The 24,587-nt window shown below is 69.8% G+C and carries 16 protein-coding genes and 1 pseudogene; 6 read left to right on the top strand and 11 right to left on the bottom strand.

The annotated features are described in order from the left end of the window. Positions 1-233 precede the first annotated feature (233 nt). Positions 234-1,130, top strand: coding sequence for a cyclase family protein (locus BLU84_RS05345; protein WP_233431076.1), 897 nt, complete (start codon positions 234-236; stop codon positions 1,128-1,130). A gap of 141 nt (positions 1,131-1,271) precedes the next feature. On the opposite strand, the pseudogene BLU84_RS28255 reads toward BLU84_RS05345, so the two are convergent. Continuing rightward, a pseudogene (locus BLU84_RS28255) lies at positions 1,272-1,316 on the bottom strand (DUF6053 domain-containing protein); the annotation flags it as partial. 36 nt (positions 1,317-1,352) lie between these two features. Then, positions 1,353-2,255: a LysR family transcriptional regulator gene (locus tag BLU84_RS05340; protein ID WP_139174698.1), complete on the bottom strand. Its 903-nt coding sequence runs from the start codon at positions 2,253-2,255 to the stop codon at positions 1,353-1,355. 83 nt (positions 2,256-2,338) lie between these two features. Between BLU84_RS05340 and BLU84_RS05335 the strand changes: the two genes are divergently transcribed. Continuing rightward, on the top strand, positions 2,339-2,989 hold the full coding sequence (locus BLU84_RS05335; RefSeq protein WP_074863737.1) for an NAD(P)-dependent oxidoreductase: 651 nt from the start codon (positions 2,339-2,341) through the stop codon (positions 2,987-2,989). Positions 2,990-3,371: 382 nt separating this feature from the next. On the opposite strand, the gene BLU84_RS05330 is transcribed toward BLU84_RS05335, so the two are convergent. From BLU84_RS05330 to BLU84_RS05320, 3 genes are all read right to left on the bottom strand, one after another. After that, positions 3,372-4,343: an aldo/keto reductase gene (locus tag BLU84_RS05330; RefSeq protein ID WP_074863735.1), complete on the bottom strand. Its 972-nt coding sequence runs from the start codon at positions 4,341-4,343 to the stop codon at positions 3,372-3,374. A gap of 940 nt (positions 4,344-5,283) precedes the next feature. Then, positions 5,284-6,246: a DUF72 domain-containing protein gene (locus BLU84_RS05325; protein ID WP_083382342.1), complete on the bottom strand. Its 963-nt coding sequence runs from the start codon at positions 6,244-6,246 to the stop codon at positions 5,284-5,286. Continuing rightward, on the bottom strand, positions 6,243-6,668 hold the full coding sequence (locus tag BLU84_RS05320; RefSeq protein ID WP_074863733.1) for a VOC family protein: 426 nt from the start codon (positions 6,666-6,668) through the stop codon (positions 6,243-6,245). Before BLU84_RS05320 ends, BLU84_RS05325 begins: the two co-directional genes overlap by 4 nt. A gap of 135 nt (positions 6,669-6,803) precedes the next feature. Here BLU84_RS05320 and BLU84_RS05315 point away from each other — a divergent pair, with 135 nt between their 5' ends. Beyond that, on the top strand, positions 6,804-7,154 hold the full coding sequence (locus BLU84_RS05315; RefSeq protein WP_074863731.1) for a GFA family protein: 351 nt from the start codon (positions 6,804-6,806) through the stop codon (positions 7,152-7,154). Between the two features lie 360 nt (positions 7,155-7,514). Further along, positions 7,515-8,984, top strand: a complete 1,470-nt coding sequence (locus tag BLU84_RS05310; protein WP_074863729.1) for a S8 family peptidase — start codon at positions 7,515-7,517, stop codon at positions 8,982-8,984. Positions 8,985-9,147: 163 nt separating this feature from the next. Here the strand turns inward: BLU84_RS05310 and BLU84_RS05305 are convergent, their stop codons facing one another. From BLU84_RS05305 to BLU84_RS05290, 4 genes are read right to left on the bottom strand one after another with little or no spacing between them, the layout of a single operon-like run. After that, the gene (locus BLU84_RS05305) at positions 9,148-9,459 is read right to left on the bottom strand and encodes a hypothetical protein (RefSeq protein WP_074864633.1); all 312 of its coding nucleotides are present in this window, start codon (positions 9,457-9,459) and stop codon (positions 9,148-9,150) included. Next, on the bottom strand, positions 9,389-11,743 hold the full coding sequence (locus BLU84_RS05300; RefSeq protein WP_074863727.1) for an FdhF/YdeP family oxidoreductase: 2,355 nt from the start codon (positions 11,741-11,743) through the stop codon (positions 9,389-9,391). The genes BLU84_RS05305 and BLU84_RS05300 overlap by 71 nt, the downstream gene beginning before the upstream one ends. Continuing rightward, the gene (gene fdhD, locus BLU84_RS05295) at positions 11,740-12,639 is read right to left on the bottom strand and encodes a formate dehydrogenase accessory sulfurtransferase FdhD (RefSeq protein ID WP_083382341.1); all 900 of its coding nucleotides are present in this window, start codon (positions 12,637-12,639) and stop codon (positions 11,740-11,742) included. The genes BLU84_RS05300 and fdhD overlap by 4 nt, the downstream gene beginning before the upstream one ends. 7 nt (positions 12,640-12,646) lie before the next feature. Then, positions 12,647-14,347 carry an OFA family MFS transporter gene (locus tag BLU84_RS05290; RefSeq protein ID WP_083382340.1) on the bottom strand — a complete coding sequence of 567 codons (1,701 nt, stop codon included), beginning with the start codon at positions 14,345-14,347 and terminating at the stop codon, positions 12,647-12,649. A 215-nt stretch (positions 14,348-14,562) separates the two neighbouring features. Between BLU84_RS05290 and BLU84_RS05285 the strand changes: the two genes are divergently transcribed. Next, the gene (locus BLU84_RS05285; RefSeq protein WP_074863724.1) at positions 14,563-15,648 is read left to right on the top strand and encodes a substrate-binding domain-containing protein; all 1,086 of its coding nucleotides are present in this window, start codon (positions 14,563-14,565) and stop codon (positions 15,646-15,648) included. An 839-nt stretch (positions 15,649-16,487) separates the two neighbouring features. Here the strand turns inward: BLU84_RS05285 and BLU84_RS05280 are convergent. After that, positions 16,488-18,296, bottom strand: coding sequence for a DUF885 domain-containing protein (locus BLU84_RS05280; RefSeq protein ID WP_170849111.1), 1,809 nt, complete (start codon positions 18,294-18,296; stop codon positions 16,488-16,490). A 1,247-nt stretch (positions 18,297-19,543) separates the two neighbouring features. Between BLU84_RS05280 and BLU84_RS05275 the strand changes: the two genes are divergently transcribed. Further along, the gene (locus tag BLU84_RS05275) at positions 19,544-22,183 is read left to right on the top strand and encodes a TonB-dependent receptor (protein WP_074863721.1); all 2,640 of its coding nucleotides are present in this window, start codon (positions 19,544-19,546) and stop codon (positions 22,181-22,183) included. 140 nt (positions 22,184-22,323) lie between these two features. On the opposite strand, the gene BLU84_RS05270 is transcribed toward BLU84_RS05275, so the two are convergent. Further along, positions 22,324-24,288, bottom strand: a complete 1,965-nt coding sequence (locus tag BLU84_RS05270; RefSeq protein WP_074863719.1) for a CshA/CshB family fibrillar adhesin-related protein — start codon at positions 24,286-24,288, stop codon at positions 22,324-22,326. Positions 24,289-24,587: the final 299 nt, after the last annotated feature.

Raw genomic sequence — 24,587 nt, 5'->3', positions numbered from 1 at the left:
CCCACCTATCGTCATGCCCGCGAAGGCGGGCATCCAGGGCTTCTCCGCGACAAGTCTCTGAAGTCTCTGGATCCCCGCGTTCGCGGGGATGACGACCTGGGAGAGGCGCCACGAAATCCGACCGGCGTCGTGTTGCGACCCACACTTGCCGTCACGCCGCGACCCACACCTGTCGTCGCGCCGCGACCCCAAACTGCCGCCATTCCCAAACCACCCCATCCCGGAGCCCAGACGTGAACCCGATCCAGCACCGCGTCCAGTTCGACTTCGAAATCGAGTTCACCAACGGCGGCGGCCTGCAGGGCCAGGGTTTCCGCCTCGACATCGACGGCGAGGACATCGCCGACGCCGAACTGGCCGCCTACATCGTGCGCGACTTGCGCCTGCTGATGGTCGGGCCGGTGCGCATCCTCAACAAGACCATCCTGACCGAAGCGCACAAGCGCACGGCCGGCGCGCTGGAAAGCGGCCGCGTGCGTTACGTCGATTTGAGCCACACCATCGAGGACGGCCTGGTCACCTATCCGGGCATGCCGCCGGCGCACATCTGCGATTACCTCAGCCGCGAGCGTTCGCGCGAGGTCTATGCCGACGGGACCGAGTTCCAGATCGGCCGCATCGACATGGTCGCCAACACCGGCACCTACATCGATTGCCCTTCGCATCGCTACGCCGACGGCAAGGATTTGTCGCAGATCGGTCCGGAGGATTGCGTCGATCTCGACGCGCTGGTGGTGCGCGTGCCCGAGTCGGTGCGCGCGATCGACGATACGCATTTCCGCGCGCTGGAACTGCGCGGCCGCGCGGTGCTGGTGCACACCGGCTGGGACCGGCATTTCGGAACCCAGGCCTACGGCGACGGCCATCCGTTCCTGACCGAGGCCGCAGCGGTGTGGCTGCGCGATTGCGGTGTGCGCCTGGTCGGCATCGATTCGATAAATATCGACGACACCTCCGGCGGGACTCGTCCGGTGCATTCCACGCTGCTCGGCGCGGGGATCCTGATCGTCGAACACCTGCGCAACCTGGCCGCGTTGCCCGATACGGGTTTCAGCTTCAGCGCGGTGCCGCCGAAGGTGAAGAGGATGGGGACGTTCCCGGTGCGGGCATTGGCGAAGCTGCAAGGTTAGTGCGTCGCCGCTGAGAGGAAAGCGTCGGGCCTGAAGGCCCTTCCACAACCACCGGCCTGCGGCCCAATCCCGCGGCCGGTGCTTTCGCGCGAGGAGCCTCAGCCCCGACGCTTTGCGCAGCCGCCGCTTTATGCAGGCGCTTCAGCCCGCCGCTCTTGTGGGAGGGCCTTCAGGCCCGATGCTCTTCTCTCAGAAGAGGCCGCGCTACACCCCAGCAAATCCTCACCGCAGCAGATACGCCTGCAACGCCGCGATCGCCAGCCGTACCTTCGCCGGCTGCGGCTCGCGCTGCGCGGTCACCGCGAACACGCCCAGCGGCGGCATGCGCCACTGCGGCAGCACCAGCACCGCGCGGCCGTCGTCCACCAGCGGCATCGCGTCGGGCTCGGGCAGGCGCACGATGCCGAGCCCTTGCAGCATCATCTGCCCGACCACGCGCGAGTTGTTGGCGACGATGCGCCCGCTCACCCGCACCTTGCGCGCCGGTTCGCCCTCGCGGAACAGCTCGACGTACTCGGGCTGGTTGATGACGCTGAGGATCAGCATCGGGTGCTCGGCCAGTTCCTCCGGCGTGCGCGGCAGGCCGTGCTCGCGCGCGTACTCGGGCGAGGCCACCAGCAGATGCCGCCATTCGGCCATGCGCCGGGCGACCAGGTTCGAGTCCAGCAGGCGGCCGACCCGGATCGCCAGATCGATGCGCTCGCCGATCAGGTCGATCTGGCGGTCGTCGGCGAAGACCCGCAGCGCCAGCGCCGGATGCGCGCGCAGCAGCGGCGCCAGCGCCGGCGCCAGATGCTGGGCGAAGCCGACCGGCACGGCGATGCGCAGCTCGCCGCGCGGTTCCTCGCGCAGGTCGCCCAGGTGGTGTTCGGCGGCGCGCGCGGCGTGCAGCATCGCCGCGCAGTCCTCGTAATAGCGCTGGCCGATTTCGGTGGTGCTGAGCTTGCGCGTGGAGCGGTGCAGCAGGGCCACGCCGGTCTCGGCCTCGAGCTGGCGCAGTTGCTGGCTGACCGCGGACGGGGTCATGTCGAGCTCGCGCGCGGCCGCGCTCATCGAGCCCAGCTCGACCACGCGGGCGAACAGGGCCATGCGCTTGAGGCGGTCTATCGTGAAGTCCAGCTTCATGGTCCTAGTCTCCACGGCCGGATTATCGCCGGACCTGTTAGCGCACAGACTATATCCCGTCCACACACCCACGGGAGTCCCCCATGAACCTCGTTCTGATCGGCGCCACCGGCTACGTCGGCCGCGCCGTGCTCGAAGAAGCCCTCGCCCGCGGCCACCGCGTCACCGCCGTGGCCCGCAACACCGATGCGCTGCCGGCTCACGCCGGCCTGACCGCCAAGGCCGCGACCGTCGGCAGCGGCGATCCGGCCGCGCTGGCCGCCGTGCTGCGCGGCGCCGACGCGGTGATCGCCTCGTTCAACGCCGGCGGCTGGAAGAACCCGAACCTCGGCGCCGACACTGTCGCCGGCTATGCGCAGATCGTCGCCGCGGCCAAGCAGGCCGGCGTGCCGCGCCTGCTGGTGGTCGGCGGCGCCGGCAGCCTGGAAGTGGCGCCGGGCCAGCAAGTGCTCGACCAGCCCGGCTTCCCCGACGAATACCGCGGCGGCGCCGAGGCCATGCGCAGCGTGCTCAACACCCTGCGCGAGGAGCGCGAACTGGACTGGAGCTTCCTGTCGCCGGCCGCGCACCTGGTGCCGGGCGAGCGCACCGGCCGCTTCCGTCTGGGCGGCGACCAGTTGCTGGTCGATGCCGACGGCGAGAGCAAGATTTCGGTGCAGGACTATGCGGTGGCGCTGATCGACGAGCTCGAGCAGCCGGCGCATTCGCGCACGCGTTTTACGTTGGCCTATTGAGGCTGGAAGTCGGCGGGTGGAAGGCGGGAGGTGGCGAAGGCTGCGAGCTGTAGCGCACGGGCTTTTGTCGATCTCCTGTTTTCTATCCGTTGTCTCCTGCTTCTTGACGTATCGAAGCCGGAAGTGGGCGGATGGTGCAGGAGGTAGCAAAGGCCGCAAGCCGCAGCGCTGGGGCTTTTGTCTATCGCCTATCTCCTATTTCGCGCGCACCACATGGGCGAATCCGTCGCCTGCTACGGCCTAGCCTCGCGCGATCAGCAACGCAACGATTGCCGGCCGCTGCGTCAACGCATCGGCCAGCGCCGGCGCGGTTTGCGCAGCGCCGATGGCGGGCCTGCGCAGCGCAACGCGGCGGACACGAACGAAGCCGTCATCGCGCGTCTCAACCGATCGCCGCGACCAGCGCCTCGCGCTGCCTGGCGTCGAGCATGACGCCAGTGCCCGCGCGCAGATTGTCGGTCTGGTTCTTGGGCTTGGATGTAGCCGGGATCACCACGGTTACGGCTGGGTCGCTGAGCGCGAACTTCAGGAACAACTGCGCCCAGGAATCGGCGCCGACTTCGCCGGCCCACGGCGGCAGCGGCTTGCCCTTGACCTGGGCGAACAGGCGTCCGTCCTCGAAGGCGCGGTTGATCATCACCGCGATGCCGAGCTCGCGCGCGAACGGAAAGATCGTGCGTTCGGCGCCGCGGGAGACTGGCGAGTAGTTGATCTGGACGAAGTCGGGCTTGAGCGCGCGCATTTCCTGCGCGAGCTGCTCCTGCGCCTGTTCGCGGTAATGGGTGAGGCCGACCAGCCGCACCTTGCCCTGCTGCTTGAGTTCGCGCGCCAGCGTCAGCTGGGTGCGGGTGTCGCCGAGATTGTGCACCTGCAACAGGTCGATGCGCTCGGTGCGCAGGCGGCGCAGCGATTCTTCGAACTGCGCCAAACCTTGCTCGCGCCCGCTCACGCCGGAGAGTTTGGTGGCGATGAACAGCTTGTCGCGGGCCTTGGCCTCGGCGACCAGGTCGCCGAGCGCATCCTCGGCGCTGGAATAAGTCGGCGCGGTATCGATCACCGTCGCGCCGGCAGCGATGAAACGTCGCAGCGCCTCGCGCAGCGGCGCGCGCGCGGCGGCATCGGCACCGACTTCGAAACTGCCGGAAGTGCCCATACCGATCACCGGGATGCGCTCGCCGGTGGCGGGGATCTCGCGTTTCAGCAAGGTGCCGGAGAACGGCTTCTCGGCTTCGGTGGGCGCCGCTGCGGTCGACGCCGGCGCGGCGGTCTCTTGGCTGCAGGCCGCCAGCGGCGCCAGCGCCAGCCCGGCGGCGGAGAGCGCGGCGGTGTGGAGGAAATCGCGACGGTTAGCCATTGGCGGGATCTCGTCTGGGAAGCAGGCACGCACGCGCACGTCGGCGCGAACGGACGCTGCGCGAAGCCGCCAGCCTAATCGCCGCACACAGGCCACGCAGGCGCCTGACAGAAATGTCATCGGACGGTACCACTGGCGGACAGAAACGCCCGCGCCTTCGCGACCGAACGCGCTTTCGCTGTGTTGGAAGTCATAGGCCGGCACCATCGCATGCTGCGCCACAACATGACCCCGCGCGCCGCTACGGCCGCCCCCTGTAGGAGCGACGCAAGTCGCGACCGCGAGGCCGCAGCTACGACGTCAGCTTGCGTGCGCGAGCATCGACACGCGTCCCGCGACTCGTCGTCTGCAGCGGCGTTCCCGACATCGGGCTCACGCCGCGAATCGAAACAGCGCGGTCGCGACTCGCGTCGCTCCTACAGGGAGTGGTCGTGACGGCGCGGATGTCGGCGTTCAACCGGATGACCCCCTGTAGGAGCGACGCAAGTCGCGACCGCGAAGCCGCAGTTACGACGCCAGCTTGCGTGCGCGAGCATCGACACGCGTCCCACGACTCGTCGTCTGCAGCGGCGTTCCCGACATCGGGCTCACGCCGCGAATCGAAACAGCGCGGTCGCGACTCGCGTCGCTCCTACAGGGAGCGATCGTGACGGCGCGGATGTCGGCGTTCGACCCGATGGCCCCCTGTAGGAGCGACGCGAGTCGCGACCGCGAAACTGCAGTTACGACGTCAGCCTGTGCTCGCAAGGATCGACACGCGCCGCGCGACCTGTCGGCCGCAGCGGCGTTGCCGACATCGGGCTTGCGCCGCGAATCGAAACAGCGCGGTCGCGGCTCGCGCCGCTCCTACAGGGAGCGGCCGTAGCAGCGCGGATATCGGCGTTCGAACCGATGGCCCCCTGTAGGAGCGATTGCGGCGACCGATGCGCGAGTGGCGGGATCAGCCGCCGCGCAATCGCTCCGTCAAGGCCATCGCCGCAGCGGGATTGCGGTGCTTGGCGGCGCTGATGAAGTAGAGATAGACCTCGCGCGTCGCACCATCGGCCTGCGCTGCGCCGACGTGCGGCAGGTCGGGGGTGTCGCCGCCGCGCGCCCAGGTGCGCGCGCGTTGCGCCCAGGCGTCGAGTTCGCCGTCGGGATAGCCGGCGGCGATTTCGGCGCGCGAGCGCATCAGCCGGGCGTAGACGAAATCGCCGGTGAGGTCGGCCAGTGACGGGTATTCGTCGGAGTCGGTGAACACCGTGGCGATGCGCCGCTCGCGTGCGAGCTGCAGGTATTGCGGGCCGAGGAAACTGGAATGGCGCACTTCCAGCACGTGCTTGAGCGCGCGCCCGTCGAGCGTGCGCGGCAGCGCGTCGAGGAACGGCGCCAGGTCGTCGGGATCGAAGCGTCGGCTCGGCGCCAGCTGCCACAGGATCGGCCCGAGCCGGTCGCCGAATTCGGCCAGGCCGCCGTCGATGAAGGCCTTGGCCTGCGATGCCGCCTTGGCCAGGGCGCCGGCCTGGGTCACCCGGCCGGGCGCCTTGAGCGAGAACACGAAACCGTCCGGCGTTTCCGCCGCCCACTTGGCGTAGGTGGCCGGCTTCTGCGCGCTGTAGAAGGTGCCGTTGATCTCGATGCTGCTGAGCCGGCGGCTGGCGTATTCCAGCTCGCGCCGCTGCACCAGCTTGGGCGGATAGAAGTTGTCGCGCCACGGCGCGTAGGTCCAGCCGCCGATGCCGCAGCGGATGCCGTCGATCGCGGCGACGCCGGTTGCGCCGGCGAGCGGATCCTCGGCGGCCGGTTTGGCGGCAGCGGATTTGCCGATGGGGGATTTGCCCGTCTGCGCCGCGGACGGCTGCGCCGGCGCCGCTGCGCCGAACAGGTCGCCGCCCGCGGGCGGTGGGTCTTTGCGCTTGCTCATAGATTCCAGGGGTTGTAGGTGCCGAACCACCACAGCCGGCCTTCCAGGTCGCGACAGGTGTAGGCGCGGCCGCCGTAGTCCTGATCGGCGACCTCGACCACGATCTGCGCGCCGGCGGCGCGGGCGCGGGTCGCGTGCTCGTCGGCGTCGCCGACCAGCACGCAACAGGCCTGAGTTTCGCGCCCGCCGATCTCATCGGGTTGGACGATGCGCCGCGACCACTCGCTTTCGTTGTCCGGGTCGACCGAGCCGAGCATGATCATGCCGGGTCCGTAGGTCAGCTGGGCGTGGTGGACGATCGCACCGTCGGCGTAGACGGCGTGCTTTTCGAAGCCGAACGCGCGGCACAGCCAATCGATCGCGGCGTGGGCGTCGCGGTAGCGCAGGCAGGGAATGATGGTGCTGCCGGCCAAAGCGTTCATCGGAACTCCTGTGCGGCGGGGCGGATGCGCGCGGGTCGCCCCGCGTCGGGGCATGACAAAACGCAGGCGACGAGCATAGCGCGGCGCGACTATCCTGGCACCTTCACGGTGCCGCGCTGCGGCAGGAGGAGCACGATGTCCCGTTATGCCGGCAGTTGCCATTGCGGCAAGATCGCTTACGACGTGCAGGGCGAGCTCAAGGAAGCCTATGCCTGCAACTGTTCGATGTGCAGCCGCCGTGGCGGACTGCTGTGGTTCGTGCCGGTGGACGCGTTCGAGCTGAAGACCGCGCGCGAAGACGTCGCCACTTACCAGTTCAACAAGCACGTCATCGAACACCACTTCTGCACCCAGTGCGGCATCGCGCCGTTCAGCGAGGGACGGATGCCCGACGGCACGCCGATGATCGCGGTCAATGCGCGTTGCCTGCAGGACGTGGACCTGGGCGCGGTAAAGATCGTCGAGATCGATGGGCGTTCGTTCTGAACCGACGCCGCACCGCGCGGCCGGGCGCGGCGATGTGCAGATGCGGCGTCGCCGCGCCGATGAATTTGCGGTGCGGTTGTGCGGTAGTGCGCTGCATCGCAGATCGCGGTAGCGGCGCCGCACTTTCAGACGCGTCCCAATAGGGAGCGCCGGTACCGGCGCGTTAGGACTCTATGAGCGCTGCGAATGCGGCGCGAGCGGATTCGCGCGGTTCCCCGTCGAAACCGATCGCGTCGCCGCAGCGCGGAGGCGGGCCCCGGATCGCAGGGGCCGCACGGCCGCGGTTCGCGCTGCCGCGCGGTGCGATCCGGCCCCGCCGCTCTCGGGCTCGCCCGATCATTCTCTTGGGGTCCATCGCAAATGGGTAATCGCTGCAATCTGCTGTCCCTCGCCACCGCCCTCGTGCTGGGCGCGTCCGCATCCGCGCCGTCCTATGCGGCCGGCAAGCTCAATCTGGCCTCGCTCGACGACGGCAGCGCGCATTTCCAGCGCTTGCTGGTCACCTATGCCGCCGGCAGCGCCCCGCGCCGCGACGCGGCCAGCTTCCAGCGCTCCATCGACGCTGCTGCGGGCACGGCCAGCCGCGCGCTCGGCGGCAAGGCGCTGCAGTTCCAGCGCCTGCGCCGCACCGCCGACGGCACCGACGTGGTGGTGTTGAACCGCTCGCTCGATCGCGTCGGCGCTCTGGCCGCGATGCGCGCGCTGGCAGCCGATCCCAATGTCGTCTCGGTCGAAAACGACATCCGCATGGTTCCCTACCTCACGCCCAACGACACCAGCTTCGGCCAGCAGTTCGGCTATGGCGCCGGCGCCGGCGGCATCCGCGCCACCACCGCCTGGGACACCACCAAGGGCGAGGGCACGGTGGTGGCGGTGATCGACACCGGCGTCACCAGCCACAGCGATCTCAATGCCAACGTGATCGGCGGCTACGACTTCATCAGCGGCGACGGTCCCAATTCCGGCCTGCCGGGCAACGGCTTCTTCGTGGCCGTCGACGGCAACGGCCGCGACGCCAATCCGGCCGACCCGGGCGACTGGAACGACAACGCCAACATCTGCCGCACCGGCAACTCGAGCTGGCACGGCACCCACGTGGCCGGCACCGTGGCTGCGGTGACCAACAACGCCAAGGGCGTGGCCGGCACCGCGTGGGGCGCCAAGGTGGTTCCGGTGCGCGTGCTGGGCCGCTGCGGCGGCTACGGCTCGGATATCGCCGATGCGATCACCTGGGCCTCCGGCGGCAGCGTGCCCGGCGTGCCGGCCAATCCCAACCCGGCCGACGTGATCAACCTCAGCCTCGGCAGCGGGGCGCCGGCCGCCTGCCCGCAGATCTACCGTACCGCGCTGCAGGGCGCGGTCGCGCGCGGCACCGTCGTGGTCGTCGCCGCCGGCAACAGCGACGCCGACGTCACCACTGCGCGCAACGCCAGCAACCAGGCGGTCGGCTACACCATGACCAACTGCGGCACGGTGATCTCGGTCGGCGCGGTCACTTCGTCCGGCGCGCGCTCGAGCTTCTCCAACTTCGGCACCGCCGTCGACATCGCCGCGCCGGGCTCGGGCATCCTGTCCACGGTCAACACCGGCACCCGCACCCCGACCACCGAGGGCTACGCCAGCTTCAACGGCACCTCGATGGCGTCGCCGCACGTGGCCGGCGTCGCGGCGCTGGTCCAGTCGGTCGCGCCGACGCCGTTGACCCAGGAACAGATGCGCACGCTGCTCAAGAACACCGCGCGCGCGTTCCCGGTCTCGCCGGGCGCCAAGCCGATCGGCGCGGGCATCGTCAATGCGGCGGCGGCCGTGCAGGCGGCGCGCACGCCGTAAGCGAGTACGCAAGAAGCGGCGGGCGCATGCGCGGCCGCCGCAGGGGAGGGGGCCCCGGCGTTCGCGCCGGGGCTTTTCGTTGCCGGCGCAGCGGTTGCGCCGCTTGGGCGCCTGGGCGCCCGCGTTGCGTCAACTGCGTTCGCAGGCCCTGCGGCGGCGCTGCTCAGGCGTTCGGGACGGACGTGCGGCCCAGCCGCGCGTGTCCGCGCGCGGTAATCGTCGCCACCTGGGTCTCGCCGCTCGCATCCACCCGCACCCAGCCCGGCCCCGGCGTATCGCCGATGGCGTCTTCGCCGATCCAGGCCAGCTCGCGCAGCAGCACGCTCATGCGCACGCCCAGGCGCTTGCACACGCGCGGCAGCGACAGGCCGTCGGGATGCTCGGCCAGCAACGCCAGCAGCGGCTCAGTCAACCCGGACAAGGCCGATGTCCTTGGCCGATTGCAGCTCGCCCGCGCGCGCCGGCGCGTGCGCATGCACGATCACCGGGATCGATTTCGAGGTCGGCGTGCGCGCCTCGTCGGCGAAGCTCGACAGCGGCACCAGCGAATTGGTTTCGGGGTAATACGCGGCCAGGCAGCCGCGCGGGATGTTGTACTCGACCAGCAAGAAGCGCTTGGCCTCGCGCTTGACGCCGTCCTCGCACAGGCTTTCCAGGTCGACCCAGTCGCCGGCCTTCATGCCGAGCTGGGCGATGTCCTCGGCGTGGATGAACAACACCCGCCGCTCGCCGAACACGCCGCGGTAGCGGTCGTTCATGCCGTAGATGGTGGTGTTGTACTGGTCGTGCGAGCGGGTGGTGGCGAGGGTGAACACCGGCTGCTCGCGACTGGCGCGGGCGCGGTGCACCGGCAGGTCGGTCGGCACCGCGTGCGGCTTGAACAACGCCTTGCCCTGCGGATTGATCCAGCGCCGCTCGGCCGCGGCGTTGGGCAGGTGGAAGCCGCCGGGCACGCGCACGCGGTGGTTGAAGCCGTGGAAATCGTCGAACACCTGCGCGATCAGGTCGCGGATGCGGTCGTAGTCGCCGATCAGCTCCAGCCAGTCGATCTTGCTGCGCGCGCCCAGGGTGGCGTGGGCCAGGCGCGCGACGATGGCCGGTTCCGACAGCAGCGTCGGCGCGGCCGGCGCGTTGATGCCGGACGACAGGTGGACCATGCTCATCGAGTCCTCGACCGTCACGCCCTGCGGGCCGGCGGCCTGCAGATCGATCTCGGTGCGGCCCAGGCACGGCAGGATGTAGGCGTCGCGTCCGTGCACCAGATGGCTGCGGTTGAGCTTGGTGGTGACGTGCACGGTGAGCTCGCAGCGGCGCAGCGCGCGATGGGTGGCTTCGGTGTCGGGCGTGGCGGTGGCGAAGTTGCCGCCGAGGCCGAAGAAGGTCTTGCAGCGGCCGTCGAGCATGGCCTGGATCGCGCCGACGGTGTCGTGGCCGTGATGGCGCGGCGGCTCGAAGCCGAACACGTCGCGCAGGCGGTCGAGGAAGGCCGGCGAGGGCTTCTCGTAGATGCCCATGGTGCGGTCGCCCTGCACGTTGCTGTGGCCGCGCACCGGGCAGGCGCCGGCGCCGGGCCGACCAATGTTGCCGCGCAACAGCAGCAGGTTGACGATCATGTGGATCGTCGCCACCGAGTGCTTGTGCTGGGTGATGCCCATGCCCCAGCAGCAGATCACGCTGTCGGCCGTGGCGTAGATGTCGCCGGCGCGTTCGAGTTCGGCGCGCGACAGCCCCGACTCGGCGACGATCGTGTCCCAGGATTCGGCCGCCACGTCGGCGGCGAAGGCATCGAAACCTTCGGTGTGTTCGGCGATGAAGGCGGTGTCGATCAGCCGCGCCGCGCCCTCGCGCTGGGCCTGCGCGTCGAGTTCGAGCACGCGCTTGATGATGCCCTTGACCGCGGCTAGGTCGCCGCCGATGCGCAGCTGGAAATAATCCGAGGAGATCCGGGTCGAGCCGTTGTGCAGCATCTCCAGCTTGTCCTGCGGGTCGGCGAATTTCTCCAGCCCGCGCTCGCGCAGCGGGTTGAACGAAACGATGGCTGCGCCGCGCTTGGCCGCCTGGCGCAGCTCGCCGAGCATGCGCGGATGGTTGGTGCCGGGGTTCTGGCCGAAGATGAAGATCGCCTGCGCGACTTCGAAATCGCTCAGCAGCACCGTGCCCTTGCCGACGCCGATCTGCGCTTTCATCGCCGTGCCGGAAGGTTCGTGGCACATGTTCGAGCAGTCGGGGAAGTTGTTGGTGCCGAACTCGCGCACGAACAGCTGGTACAGGAACGCGGCCTCGTTGCTGCAGCGGCCGGAGGTGTAGAACAGCGCCTCGTCGGGCGAGGCCAGCGCACGCAGGTGTTCGCCGATGCGGGCGAAGGCTTCGTCCCAGGTGATCGGCAGGTATTTGTCGCTGGCCGCGTCCCAGCGCATCGGATGGGTCAGGCGGCCCTGGTTTTCCAGCCAGTAATCGCTGTAGCGCGCCAGTTCGGCGACGGTGTGCTCGGCGAACAGCTCCGGCGTGGCGCGGTGCTTGGTCGCTTCGGCGGCGACGGCCTTGGCGCCGTTTTCGCAGAACTCGAAGGTCGAGGTGTGGTCGCGGTCGGGCCACGCGCAGCCGGGGCAGTCGAAGCCGTCGGGCTGGTTGGCCGAGAGCAGGGTGCGCGCGCCGCTGACCGGCACGTCCTGTTCGATCAGGTGCTTGGCGACGCTGCGCAGCGCGCCCCAGCCGCCGGCGGGGCCGTCGTAGCGGCGGATCGGGTTCTTGTCGCTCATCGCTGATGCTCCGTAGCGCGCGGCGCGCGCTCGTGCCCGCCCGGCGCGGCGACGGCATCGTCGTCCAGCAACCGCTGCGGATGGGTGTAGAGGGCGTGCCCGTCGTCGCGGGCGAAGCCGATCAGGGTCAGGCCGGCGCTGTCGGCCAGAGCGATCGCCAGCGCGGTCGGCGCCGAGATCGCGGCGAGCACGGCGATGCCGGCCTGGGCGGCCTTCATCGCCATCTCGTAACTGGCGCGGCTGGTGACTACGCACACGCCGCGCTGCGGGTCGACGCCGGCCTGCGCCATCGCGCCGATCAGTTTGTCGAGTGCGTTGTGGCGGCCGACGTCTTCGCGCACCAGGCGCAGCGCGCCGTCGGCGTCGGCCCAGCCGGCGGCGTGGGTGGCGCCGGTGAGCGCGTTGAGCGGTTGGCTGCGGCGCAGTTCGCGCAGCGCGCGTTGCAGCGCGCTCGCGGCGATGCGCGGGCCGTCGCCGACCCGCGGCGGCGGCCGCAGCACCGCCTCGATGCTTTCGGTGCCGCACACGCCGCAGCCGCTGCGGCCTTGCAGGTTGCGCCGGCGCGCCTGCAGCGCCGCCGCGCGCGCGGGCGGCACCCGCAGCGCGACGCTGATGCCTTCCAGCGACGTCGCGATGTCCTCGATCAAGAGTTCGCCAGCGGCGTCGACGATGCCTTCGCTGAGCGAGAACCCCAGCGCGAAATCGGCGATGTCCTGCGGCGTGGCCATCATCACCGCGAACGGTTCGTCGTTGTAGGCCAGCGCCACCGGCACCTCGGCGGCGACTTCGTCCATCGCCTCGCGCAGCTCGCCGTCGCGCACCCGGCGCACGCGCCGGCGCACGGCGCCGTCGCCGTGCGCGGCCTGCGGTTCGGAACTGGACGGCTTCACGCTCATCGATGGCTCAGTGGAACAGCACGAACGCTTTCTGCAAAGTCACCCACATGCCCCAGGCCAGCGGCACACCGACCGCGGCCCAGGCCGCCAGCACCAGCGCCGGATTGCCGCCGCGCCCGACCAAGGCCATCTGCTCGGCGCTGTAGGCGGCTTCGCCGTTGCGGCCGGTCTTCTCGTGCGCCAGCGCCTTCTCGCGCGCCAGTTCTTCCGGGGTCATGAAGTGCTTCTGCGCGATCGGCCGCACCAGCAGGTTGCACAGCAAGCCCAGCGCCAGCATCGCGGCCAGGATATACATCGTGGTGTTGTAGACCTGCGAAGGCGGCAGGCCCAGGCCGAGCTGGTAATCGCGCATGTAGTTGACCACCACCGGGCCGAGGATGCCGGCGGTGGCCCAGGCGGTGAGCAGGCGGCCGTGGATGGCGCCGACCATCTGGGTGCCGAACAAATCGGCCAGATACGCCGGAATGGTCGCGAAGCCGCCGCCGTACATCGACAGGATCACGCAGAAGATCGCCACGAACGCGGCGATGCTGCCGGCCGAACCGGCCGAGGGCGCGGCCGCGTACAGCACGAAGCCGAGCACGAAGAACACCACGTAGGTCATCTTGCGGCCGATGTAGTCGGAGGTGGACGCCCAGAAGAAGCGCCCGGCGATGTTGAACAGGCTCAAAAGGCCGGTGAAGCCGGCGGCGATCGCGGCGATCGCCTTGAGTTGGTCCTCGCCCAGCGACTTGATCCCGCCATCCACGCCGATCAGCTTGCCGCCGAAGACTTCCTGCAGCATCGGCGAGGCCATGCCGATCACGCCGATGCCGGCCGAGACGTTGAGGCACAGCACGCCCCACAGCAGCCAGAACTGCGGAATGCCCCAGACCTTGCTGGCGTGCACGTGCTGCTGGGTGATCATCGCGTTCTGGCTGGCCGGCGGCGGCGTCCAGCCGGCCGGCTGCCAGCCGCTGGGCGGGACGCGATAGCCAAACGCGCCGGCCATCATGAACACGAAATAGCCCGCCGCCAGGACCAGGAAGGTTTCGAACACGCCGACCGAATCGGCGGTGGCGAAGCGCTTCATCAGCGCGTCGGCGAGCGGGCTGCCGATCATCGCGCCGCCGCCGAAGCCCATGATCGCCATGCCGGTGGCCATGCCGCGGCGGTCGGGGAACCATTTGATCAGCGTCGACACCGGCGAGATGTAGCCCAGGCCCAGGCCGATGCCGCCGATCACGCCCGAGCCCAGCCACAGCAGCCAGATCTGGTGGGTCTTGATGCCGATGGCCGAGATCACCAGCCCGCCGCACCAGCACAGCGCCGAGACCACGCCGGCCTTGCGCGGCCCGGCGCGTTCCAGCCAGCCGCCCCACAGCGCCGCCGAACAGCCGAGCAGGACGAAGAACAGCGTGTACATCCAGCCCAGCGCGCTGACTTTCCAGTCGCAGCCGGTGGCGACCATGCGCGCGAAGAAACCCATGTCGGCCGGGCAATCGAGCGGCTGCTCGATGCCCACCGCTTTCGACAGCGGCAGCCAGAACACGCTGAAGCCGTAGGCCATGCCGATGCACAGGTGGATCGCCAGCGCGGCCGGCGGCACCAGCCAGCGGTTGAAGCCGGGCTTGGCGACGATGCGTTCTTTCGACAGCAGGCCGTCCGAGGCCGGTGGCGGTGCGGCGATCGCCGCGCTGTGGCTGGATGGCGCGCTTTGACTGGACATGCGGACCCCTCTGGTATGACGACGGCCAATAGGCTGTGCAGGGCATAAAGATCGGGGGAAGGCCCTGGGCGCGGACGAGGCTAACTCACTCGGGACGCGGCCGTATATCGCAAGGTAGTCTAATAATCGGCTGCAAAAAGCCGATTAGTGGCCCCGGTGTGACGGCTGAATGCGGCGCGTGTGCGCAGCGGTATCGAAACGATGCGAGGACGATCATGTTCAAGGTCCAGATCCAACCCAAATGGACACTTCATGCCGCCGACGGGCGGCCGCTGCCGCCGAAATTGATCGAGCTGTTGCTGGGCGTGCACGCCACCGGTTCGCTGGCCGCGGCCTGCCGCGAGCTGGGGCTGTCCTACCGTTACGCCTGGGGCCTGCTGCAGGATTCGCAGACCCTGTTCGGCGCGCCGCTGCTGCGCATGGCGCGCGGCCGCGGCGCGCGCCTGACCGCGCTGGGCGAGCGCCTGGTCTGGGCCGAGCAGCGCATCGCCGCGCGGCTGGCGCCGACCTTGGACAGTCTGGCTTCGGAAGTGGAAGTGGAACTGGGCCGCGCGCTCAGCGCGCAGGCCGCGCCGCCGCGCGTGCACGCCGCGCACGGCTTCGCGGTCGAAACACTGCGCCGCTTCCTCGACGAGGCCGACGCCGCAGTGGAACTGAAGTACCGCAGCCCCGGCGACGCGCTCGACGCGCTGCGCGCCGGCGCCTGCGATCTGGCCGGCGTGCACCTGCCGATCGGCGCGTTCGAGCGCGACATCCTCGCCCATTACGCCGAGCGCATCGATCCGCACGGCGACCGCGTGCTGCATTTGGCCACGCGCCGCATCGGCCTGATCCTGGCGCCGGGCAACCCCAAGCGCATCGCCGCGCTGGCCGACCTGCTGCGCGCCGACGTGCGTTTCATCCATCGCCAGCCCGGCTCCGGCGCGCGCCTGCTGCTGGAACGCATGCTGGCGCGGCAGGGCCACAGCATCCGCGACGTGCGCGGCTGCGGCATCGACGAACTCACCCACGCCGCGGTCGCGGCGTACGTGGCCAGCGGCATGGCCGACGCCGGCTTCGGCCTGGAAACGCCGGCGCGGCGCTACGGCCTGGAGTTCGTGCCGGTGGCGAGCGAGCACTACTTCTTCCTGGCCCGGGCCAGCACCCTGGACTCGCCGGCCCTGGGCGAACTGCTGGCGATCCTGCGCAGCGACCGCTTCCGCGCCGAGCTCGGCAAGCTGGCGGGCTACGACGCGGGCCGGTGCGGCGAGGTGCAGACCCTGCGCGAAGCCTTCGCCTCGGCGCGCGAGGTTTTTTCCTGATCCCGCGCAGTCACGCAGCCACCTTGTAGGAGCGACGCGAGTCGCGACCGCGGTGTGGCCGGCCGCGTCGAAACCGCGTTCGGGCGTGATGCTGCGCGGGCCGCGGTGGGTTGTGTCGTAGTTGCGTTGTCGCGGTCGCGACTTGCGTCGCTCCTACAGGGAGGTTCGGGCGAGATACGGAAGCGGACGGAGGCGACTGTAGGAGCGACGCGAGTCGCGACCGCGGGGCGACCGATTGCGTCGAAACCGCATTCGGGCGTGATGCTGCGCGGGCCGCCGTGGGTTGCGTCGTAGTTGCGTTGTCGCGTCGCGACTTGCGTCGCTCCTACAGGGGCTTCGGGCGAGATGCGGAAGCGGACGGAGGCGACTGTAGGAGCGACGCGAGTCGCGACCGCGGGGCGGCTGGTCGCGTCGAAACCGCATTCGGGCGTGACGCTGCACGGGCCGCCGTGGGTTGCGTCGTAGTTGCGTTGTCGCGGTCGCGACTCGCGTCGCTCCTACAGGGGCTTCGGGCGATATGCGGAAGCGGACGGAGGCGACTGTAGGAGCGACGCGAGTCGCGACCGCGGGGTGGCTGGTCGCGTCGAAACCGCATTCGGGCGTGATGCTGCGCGGGCCGCCGTGGGTTGCGTCGTAGTTGCGTTGTCGCGGTCGCGACTTGCGTCGCTCCTACAGGGAGCTTCGGGCGAGATGCGGAAGCGGCCGGAGGCGACTGTAGGAGCGACGCGAGTCGCGACCGCGGGGTGGCCGGTCGCGTCGAACCCGCATTCGGGCCGGGCGCAGAAACGAAAAAGGCGCGGGCTGGCCCGCGCCTTTTTCGCAGGTGTTGCCGTGCAGGCTCAGCGAATCGGTTCGTCCAGCATCAGCTCGCGCACGAACCGCACCGGCGGGGCGCCGTAGGACAGCACTTGGTCGTGGTAGGCCTTGAGGTCGAACTTCGGGCCGAGCTTGTCTTCCACCGCGCGGCGCATGTCGAAGTGTTCCTGCGCGCCGACGAAGTAGGTCGGCAACTGCGCCGAGGTCAGCTGCGCGCGCACCCACTTGCCGGCGGCTTCGCGCTCCTGCTGGAAGGTTTGCTTGGTCAGGAACTCCATCGCTTGTTCGCGGCTCCAGTCCTCGACCTGCACGCCCTGGTCGAGGATCGCGTTGCCGATGCTGCGCAGGTAGAACTTCAGCTGCACCAGGCGGAACAGCGGGTCGTTGTTCAAATAGCCCGAGTCGGCCATCAGGTCTTCGCTGTACACCGCCCAGCCTTCGGCGAACACGCCCGAGCGCAGCACCGCGCGCAGGGTCGAGGGCGCCTTGGCCGAGTGCGCGCCTTCCAGGTAGTGGCCCGGCATGGCTTCGTGGATCGACAGCAGGTGGATCATGCGCGTGTTGTATTCGCGCAGGAACGAGTCGACCTGCGCGTCGCTCCAGTCGTCGGGGATCGGCGAGATCGCGTAGTAGGTGTCCAGGCCCTTGTCGAGCGGGCCGGGCGAGTCGCAATAGGCCAGGGCCACGCCGCGCTGGAATTCCGGCATCAAGATCACCTTGACCGGCGCGTCGGGCACGGTCACCAGGTTCTTGGCGCGGGTGAATTCGGTGGCCTCGGCCAGGGTCTGCTTGGCGAAGTCGACGACCTTGTCGCGTGGCGCCTTGTCGGCGTAGGCCAGCTCCAGCGCGGCTTCGATCGCGGCCTGCTGCTGCTCGGGCGTGGGCTTGTCCGGCAGCGCCGGCGCGTTCGGCTTGCCCTTGAGCTCCTTGACCGCGATGGCGTACATCTCGCCGCGCACGCGCGCCAGCTCGGCCTTGGCGCGCTGCATGATCTGCGCGCGCGACAGCGAGGAGTTGAGCGAGAACTTGAGCTTCTCGTCGTACAGGGTCTGGCCGATGCGGAAGTCGCCCTTGGCGTTGGGCACCAGGGTCTTGTCGAGCCAGGTCTGCTGCTCGGCCACGGCCTTGCGCAGGCCGGCGACGGCGGCGTCCAGGCGCTTGCGTGGTTCGCCCTTGAGCTGGCCGGCGTTGGGTACGATGAAGGTGTCGATCAGGTCGAGCACGCCGGCGTTCTGCTTGGCCACGGTCTCGGCGTGGATCTTCGGCACCCGCGCCGGATCGAGGTTGGCGCGGGCCTGGGCGAACACCTGCGGGATCTTCTCCATGCGCGCGGTGGCCGATTCCAGCCGCTGCGGCATCGGCGCGAAGTCGCGCGCCATCAGGCTGTAGATCGCATCGCCGGCCAGGCCGCTGTAGACCAGCGGATCCCAGGCCCAGCTCTGCAGGGTCTGCAGGTTCCACACTTCGGCTTGCAGGCGGTTGCGCAGGATCAGCGCGTCGACCTGGTTCTCGCGCGAGAGCTTGGTCGCGTCGATCGCGTCGAGTTCGCTCAGCAGCTTCTTGTTGAAGTCGAGCTGGGCCTGGCGGCCGGCGGCGCTGAGGTCGTCGATCTGGCCGTCGTAGCGGTGCTCGCCGATCTGGGTGGCGCCGACCGGATTGATCTTGAGGAAGCCGTCGAGCCAGCGCTTGGACAGCTCGGCGAAGGCGGCGTCCACGGCCGGGTCGGCGGCGGCGGGGGCGGCCTGGGCGGGCGCGGCGGCGGGAGCGGCCGGCGCGGCGGCTTCGTGCGGTTTGCAGGCGGTCATGGCCAGGGCCAGCAGGGAAGCGGACAGGGCGAGGGCGAGCGAGGTGCGATGCAGCGAACGCATGGGGAATCTCGGTGGCTTGGAACGGCCGCGGGCCGGTTGGCGCGCAGGATAGGGCATGGGCATGACTGCCGCATGGGTCATTGGTCGGGGCGGATCGGCGGGCCGGCGCGGCCGCGATGCGGCGTGATCGGCGCGGCGCGGGGCTCGCGCCGGCGGCTTTGCCGAGGCGGCGGCGTCGCGGTCAATGCAGCCGGCAGGACGGGCAAAGCGAGGTGGCCGCGGGCGCCCCCTGTAGGAGCGTAGCGGGTCGCGACTGCGACAGTCGTGGGCCGGCGATGGCGGGAGGTCTATGCGCGCGATCCGCGTTCGGCCTGGCCCATGGGCGTGGTGCCCCAATGCGGTCGGGCGGATCCCGAGCGGTCGCCGCTGGCGCCGGCATGCGGGGTTCGCGGTCGCGACTTGCGTCGCTCCTACAGTCGCTCCTACAGGGGCTGCGGGTGAGTTTTTGCGCAGTTGTCGTGTCGGCGGTTGGATTTCGGGGGCTCGGCGGGGGCGGGTTTCATAACCATCGGTCATGGCCTCATGCGGCTGGGGTGGGATGCCGGGGCGCACGGCGACCACGGTCGCCGCGGGGATCGCCTTGTACGGCGGGCGTTGCGGCTGAACAGGGCGGGGTGCGGCGAATCCCCGCGAATCGGGGAAAAAGGCCCGGCGCCGCCGATCGTGCTGTCGGTGTCGTTGACATCGCTTTATCGCGATGCAACATAAACCCCGTCGCCGGCACGCGCCGCGACCTTCCTTCGCAACCGAACTCTCCGCCGTGAACGCATTCCGTCCGACCGTCCTGCCGTCCGCCAACCGCCGCTTCGCGGGTGGGTGTCGCATGGCGATGTGTCGGCGCTGAGACCGCCGCGCTTTCGCGCCCGCCGCTCAAGTTTTCGTTCGCACGTTCCGTTTGCACAGGTCGACTCGCCATGCCGCTGCGCATCTCCGCACGCCGTCCCCGCTGTCCTGCCGCCGTAGCGCGAATGCGCGCGTGGTGTAGCGGGCGGGTGAGGCCGCTGCGCTGAGCGCAGCCACCGGCCGAGCCTGCCGAACGTTTCCAAACCGGCCCGCGCGACGGGCGACCTGCGGCTGAGGCCGCACTCGTCTCTCTCCCCTCCCAACGACCGCGCTGCGCTCGCCGCAGCGATGGCGGCCGCACGCCGTCGCGGGCCGGCTTTTTTTCTTCGTTTTCGCTTCGCCTCTCCCACGTCTTGCAGGAATCGCTCATGTCCCGTTCCATCCGTCTTCCCGAAGCGCGCTACCGACGTCTGTCGCTGGCGCTCGCCCTCAGCCTGGCCGCGCCGCTGGCGCAGGCCGCCGACGCGGCCGATGCGGCCGGCCCCGGCGTCACCCTGGACGCGGTGCAGGTCACCGGCACCAACCTCAAGCGCAGCGACGAAGCCGGGGTCAACCCGGTGCTGGTGATCGACCGCGCGCAGATCGAGAAGAGCGGCAAGGTCACCGTCTCCGACCTGCTGCGCAGCCTCACCGTCAACAGCGGCAACAGCTTCAACGAGCAGTACACCGGCAGCTTCGCCAACGGTTCGGCCGGCGTCTCGCTGCGCGGGCTGAGCCAGAAGAACACCCTGGTGCTGGTCAACGGCTACCGCGTGGCGTCCTACGGTTTCGCCCAGAGCACCCAGGACAATTTCGTCGATCTCAACGCGCTGCCGCTGGGCGCGATCGAACGCGTGGAGATCCTCAAGGACGGCGCCTCGGCGCTGTACGGCTCCGACGCCATCGCCGGCGTGGTCAACCTGATCCTGCGCCGCAAGATCGAAGGCGTCGAACTCGACGCGTCCTATGGCGCCGCCACCGAAGGCGGCATCGACCAGCACAGCATCGGCCTGCGCGCCGGCCACGGCGATCCGAACCAGGACGGCTACAGCCTGCGTTTCAGCCTGGACGTGTTCCAGCGCGGCCAGCTCAACGCCGACGAGCGCGACCTGACCAAGAGCGGCGACTACCGCGGCCAGCCCGGCGGACGCCTGGCCGGTTGGTCGACCCAGGGCGGCGCGTTCCTGAGCAACCCGCGCGCGCCGGTCGCCTTCGCCTGCCAGCCGGGCACCCAGTCGCGGCCGTACAGCGATTTCGGCAGCCCGCTGCCGGGCAACGCCTGCGCCTTCAACACCCAGCCGTTCCGCACCCTGATCCCGGACGTGGAGCGCTACCAGGCGATGGTCGCCGGCGACGTGCGCTTGAGCGACAACGTCCAGGGCTTCGCCGAGATCCTCTACAGCACCAGCCACAACGGCGCCTATTTCAGCGCGCCGATGACGGTCGGCGCGGGCCTGCGCGCTTACGACCGCAGCACCGGCCGTCTGGTCGACATCCCGGCGGTGTTGCCGGTCGGCCATCCGAACAATCCCAATGCGGTGCCGACCCCGTTCGAGTATTCCTTCCTCGACCTGGGCGCGCGCTACAAGATCAACAAGTCGCAGTTCTCGCGCGCCCTGGTCGGCTTGCGCGGCAACGGCGAAGTGTGGGACTGGGAAGTCGCCGCCAGCCATTCGGAAAGCCGCCAGCGCGAGTACGTGCGCAACTTCCTCAACCGCTACGCGTTCGAGCAGGTGCTGGCCGACGGCAGCTACGACTTCCTCAACCCCTCGCGCACGCCCGGCGCGCTCGACGCGCTACGCCTGTCCACGCGCCGCCCGGGCACGTATCGCTTGAGCACGCTCAGCGGCAAGATTTCCGGCTTCCCGTTCCAGTGGCGCGCCGGCGATGTCGGCGTGGCCGCGGGCGTGGAGTTCCGCGACGAAGCCCAGGACGCGCGCACCAGCCCGCAGGTGCTGTCGGGCACCGAGCTGCGCCCGGCGATCAACCTGATCGACGGCGACCGCCGCGTCGCCGCCGCGTTCTTCGAACTCAGCCTCAAGCCGTGGGAACAGGTGGAAGTGCAGTTGGCCGGCCGCGGCGACCACTACAGCGACTTCGGCAGCGCGTTCTCGCCCAAGCTCGGCGTGCGCTGGCAGCTGGGCGACGATTTCCTGCTGCGCTTCAACGCCTCGCGCGGCTTCCGCGCGCCGTCGCTGCCGGAGATCGCGCAGAGCACCACGATCAGCTACGGCTCGGTGATCGATCCGTTCGACCCGGTCCAGCCCGGCGCCTCGCGCGGCGTGACCATCCTGCGCGCCGGCAATCCGGATCTGAAGGCCGAACGCTCCAGCAACATCAACCTCGGCCTGCTGTGGGCGCCGGACTCCGACACCAGCCTGGGCATCGATCTGTACCGGATTCGCCAGGACGACCTGATCGCGCCGGACAACGTGCAGTTCGTCGTCTCCAACCCGACCGCCAACCCCGGCCGCATCACCCGCGACGCCCAGGGCCGCCTGCAACTGGTGGAGAACCGCTACGCCAACCAGGGCACCCTGACCACCACCGGCTTCGACGTGGAAGGGCGCAAGGTCTGGCATGCCGGCGACGACACCTGGACCCTGGACGGCACCTGGACCCGCCTGCTGAGCTTCGAGCAGCCGCTGGTGGCCGGGCAGGACAAGCGCGACGGCGCCGGCAGCAACCTGTTCGGCGCGCTGCCCAAGTGGCGCGGCATCACCTCGCTGGCCTGGGGCCACGGCGACTGGAACGCGCAGCTGTCGTGGCGCTACATCGGCGGCTACAAGCAGGACGTGGTCGATGCGCGCAGCAATCCGGGCCTGCGCAGCAAGGTCGACGATTACCACCAGTTCGACCTGTACGTCGGCTACGAGGGCCTGCGCGACACCACGCTGTACGCCTCGGTGCAGAACCTCGCCGACAAGGCGCCGCCGTTCGACCCGGCCGGCGGCGCGCTGCCGTACGACTTCACCCAGTACGACGCGCTCGGCCGCTTCGTGACCGTGGGGGTGAAGTACAAGTTCTGAGCGGCGGACGGCGCGCGCCGCGTGCTAGCGGATACGCGAAGAAACGATGCGCGAACGGGCGGGGGCTGCGGCTCCCGCCCGTTTTCGTTGTAGCGCTCTCGTTCTTGTGTGCGGATGCTGCCGCCGCCGCGCGCCCGCGCTCACTGCACCTGGCAAGGCACCTGCAAGGTCAGGTAATTCTGCGGCGGCGTGGCGGCGCTGGCGGCGATGCGCGGAATGGTCAGGCCGGCGCCGGTCAGGTCGGCGACCGTGGCCGCGCCCGGGCAGGCCGCATCGCCCACGCTGGTGCAGCTCACCGCGCCGGTACAGGTCAGGCCCGCTTGCGGCGCGTCGCGCACGATCGCGTCGGCGACATCGTCCGGGCCGCGGTTCCAGACCGAGAGCGTGTAGGTCGTCGCGCCCACGCTCACGGCATCGTCGGCGGCGTCGCTCGGCGTGCGGATATCGAAGGCGGCGGCGTTGCTCTTGGCCACCGCCAGGTCCACGGTCGGCGCCCAGGTGTTGGTGAAGGTGCAGGTCAGCTCGTCGTCGAGCACCGGCGTGACCGCGAACGACGCGCCGCTGCCGCTCGGCGTCTGCCCGCCGGGCAGCGCGTTGCTGCACTGGTAGGCGCTCTGGTAGCGGCCGAGCGCGGTCGCCGGGGTGGTGACCGCGGCCGTTTCGGACAAGGTGTGGGCGATGCCGATGGTGGCCGGATCCAACACCGCCGCGTCCGAGGTGATCGCGGTGCCGGCGCCGGTGGTGGTGCGGGTCGTCGCAGTACCGCCGGCCGGCGCGATCGACAGCACGAACTGGTCGTTGAGGTTGCGCCGGCCGGTGGCGCCGAGCGCCTTCTGCAGCGAAATCGTCGCGCCGACCAGGACGATCGGATGGTCCTCCACCTCGCCGCCGCTGGCGACGCCGAACGGCGAGGTCAGCTGGCTGGCGGTGTTGCCGATGCGCAGGCGCAGGAAGCTGGGGCCGTCGGCCAATCCCGACGCGGTGGGCTGGGTCCAGGTCACGCTGGCGCTGGTGCCGGCGCAGGCCGCCGCCGCCGAGCGCTCGTTCGGGTCGAGAAAATCGCCGTCGCGGTTGAAGTCGATATAGCCGTAGACCGTCGCCGCCGCGCCGCCTGAGCAGGGCACCGCGAGCGTATGCGTGCCGCCCGCGCGCAGGCGCAGGTTGGGCAGGCTGGCGAACGCGTCTTCGTCGTCGCTGCCGTTGCCGTCGTCGCCGCTGGCGTTGGCGTTGGCCAGCGAGACGGTTTCGGTATCGACTCGCGCGCCCAGCCGGATCAGCGGTGGGGAGAGTTGTGCCAGCGCATTGGTCGAGTAGTTCCAGTTCGCGCCGCTGGGCACGCCGCCGGTGAAGCGGAAGTCCGGCAGGTGGTGCGGGTCGCCGTAGCTCTCCGGCGCGTCGCCGCCGTCGGCGACGAACACCATCACGCCCAAAGCGATCGCTGAGCTGCCGCCGCCTTTGAGGCTGATGTCGGCCGAGGTCGCGCCGTCGAGAAAGCCGATCGCCATCGGGCCGGACGGGCACAGAGGATTGGAGCCGTTCATCGTCATGGTCGAACCGGCGACGGTTACGGTGCCGTTGGTGGTGCAGCCGCTGGTGCGGAACGTCTCGAGGATGCGGAAGGTGCCGGCGCCGTTGAGCGTCGCAGCGACGAATTCGCCCTGGCCGGTCCAGGATTGTTCTGCGTCGGCGAACACCAAGCCGTCGATGGGGAAGCTGGGATCGGCATTGCTGTTGGTCGGGCCGAACGTCGCCGAGCAGGAGAACCTGGCCGTAGCCGTCGATCCCCCAACGCGTGTGGCCAAGCCGACCGTCAAGGTATTGGCCGTGCCGGTGCCGCCGATGTTGTAGAGATCGTCGAGGCCGTCGCCGCTGAAGCTGCCGGGACGATAAGCTGAAAATGCCGGGCTGGCGCCGGTGCCGGTGATGTTGGACAGGCTGCAGGTCATGCGCAGGAACTGGTCGTCCACGCGCGTGGAGTTGGTGATGGTCGCGCCGGTCTGCGCAATGTTGGCTCCGCTGGCGCCCCAGCGGAACCACAGAATGTTGTTGCGATAAGCGCCGCTGCCGCCGGTGGCGAACTGCGCCTGCGCCGCCGGCGCCAGCATCAGCGCGGCGGCGAAAACGGCGAGCCAGCCGAGGCGGCGAAAGGGCGCAGGCGCTGTGCGCGACGGCTGGCCTGGGGGACGTTGCGGCGGTCGTGGTGTGCCGCAGCGGTCTTTCTTGTTCGCATCCATGTGTTGGCCGTTGTGTCTTTGTATGTCGTCGGCTGGGTGCAAGTCATGCCGCGGGTGCGCCTTCGTCGATTGCGGCCTGCCGTTGGACGTGCCTGCACGTTGGGCGGAACCCGGACATCGCGAACAGGACTCGCAGGCGCATCGCAGCGATTACGGTGCCTGCGCGCGCA

Origin of the sequence: Lysobacter enzymogenes (genome assembly GCF_900106525.1) — a bacterium.
In the GTDB taxonomy this organism is placed as follows: Bacteria; Pseudomonadota; Gammaproteobacteria; order Xanthomonadales; family Xanthomonadaceae; genus Lysobacter; species Lysobacter enzymogenes.
This window is presented reverse-complemented; position numbering and strand designations above follow the sequence as displayed.